The 1,806-nt window shown below is 48.3% G+C and carries 1 rRNA gene (only partly in view); it reads right to left on the bottom strand.

Features of this window, described 5'->3' with window-relative positions:
* Window positions 1-1,758, bottom strand: a 23S ribosomal RNA gene (locus tag GO013_RS17090) (it extends 1,383 nt beyond the left edge of the window).
* Window positions 1,759-1,806: the final 48 nt, after the last annotated feature.

The raw sequence follows: 1,806 nt of genomic DNA, 5'->3' as shown, positions 1-1,806 counted from the left end.
GACAATTTCGAGCACCCCTTCTTGCGAACTTACGGGGTCATTTTGCCGAGTTCCTTAACCAGAGTTCTCTCAAGCGCCTTGGTCTGCTCGACCCACCTACCTGTGTTGGTTTGCGGTACGGTATGCATATGCTAAACTTAGAAGCTTTTCTTGGCAGTATGGAATGAATGACTTCCGTCGATTAAAGACTCGGCATAACGTCTCAGGCATAAAGAACTGCGGATTTACCTACAATTCAACCCTACACGCTTGCACCGGGAATATCCAACACCCGGATCATCTATCCTTCTGCGTCCCTCCATCGCACACATATACATGTACAGGAATATTAACCTGTTTCCCATCGACTACGCATTTCTGCCTCGCCTTAGGGGCCGACTTACCCTGGGAAGATTAGCTTTACCCAGGAAACCTTAGGTTTACGGCGAATAAGTTTCTCACTTATTTTATCGTTACTCATGCCAGCATGATCTCTTCTCATTAGTCCAGCAAACCTCACGGTTCACCTTCATCCCATCTGAGAACGCTCTCCTACCGCTCATACAAAGTATGAACCCAAAGCTTCGGTACAATGCTTAGCCCCGTTACATTTTCGGCGCAGAATCGCTAGGCCAGTGAGCTATTACGCTTTCTTTAAAGGATGGCTGCTTCTAAGCCAACCTCCTGGATGTATAAGCAACTCCACCACCTTTCCCACTTAGCATTGATTTGGAGACCTTAGCTGTTGGTCTGGGCTGTTTCCCTTTTGGCCATGGTCCTTCGCAACCATAGCCTGACTGCCACACATCATTTACCGGCATTCGGAGTTTGATAGGGGTTGGTAACCTGGTGAGGCCCCTAGCCCTGTCAGTGCTCTACCTCCGGCAAACTTATGTGACGCTATACCTCAATATATTTCGGAGAGAACCAGCTATCACCGGGTTTGATTGGCCTTTCACCCCTATCCACAAGTCATCCAAATCGTTTTCAACCGATACTGGTTCGGCCCTCCACTTGATTTTACTCAAGCTTCAGCCTGCTCATGGATAGATCACCCGGCTTCGGGTCTAATCCGCACTACTTGTCGCCCTATTCAGACTCGCTTTCGCTACGGCTACACCTTAAGGCTTAACCTCGCACTACAGATTAACTCGCTGGCCCGTTATGCAAAAAGCACGCGGTCACGGAACAAGTCCGCTCCCACAGCTTGTAGGCACAAGGTTTCAGGTTCTATTTCACTCCCCTAACAGGGGTTCTTTTCACCTTTCCCTCACGGTACTGGTTCGCTATCGGTCACTAGGGAGTATTTAGGCTTGGAAGATGGTCCTCCCAGATTCCCACGGGGTTTCTCGTGTCCCGCGGTACTCAGGTACTGACTACGCCACTTTCAATTTAAGGTACGAGACTTTCACTCTCTACGGCCAGGTTTCCCAACCTGTTCCCTTATCTAATCATGGATCGATTATGTCAGCCCTACAACCCCATCAAGTCGAAACTCGATGGTTTGGCCTATTCCAGGTTCGCTCGCCGCTACTACCGGAATCTCTTTTGATTTATTCTCCTGCGGTTACTGAGATGTTTCACTTCACCGCGTTCGCCTCTCAAGACCTATGTATTCAGTCTTGAGATACATGAATATGAATTCATGTGGGTTTCCCCATTCAGAAATCCCCGGATCAAAGGATATTTGGCTCCTCCCCGAGGCATATCGCAGCCTATCACGTCTTTCATCGCCTCCTAGTGCCAAGGCATCCACCTTGTGCCCTTAGTAACTTATTTAACTTAGGAATTCTCTCTTCTTACCCTATTTAACTGTCAAAGATCGTT

Source organism: Pseudodesulfovibrio sp. JC047, assembly GCF_010468615.1.
Classification (GTDB): domain Bacteria; phylum Desulfobacterota; class Desulfovibrionia; order Desulfovibrionales; family Desulfovibrionaceae; genus Pseudodesulfovibrio.
The sequence above is the reverse complement of the archived record's forward strand: the minus strand, read 5'-3'. Positions and strand labels throughout refer to the sequence as shown.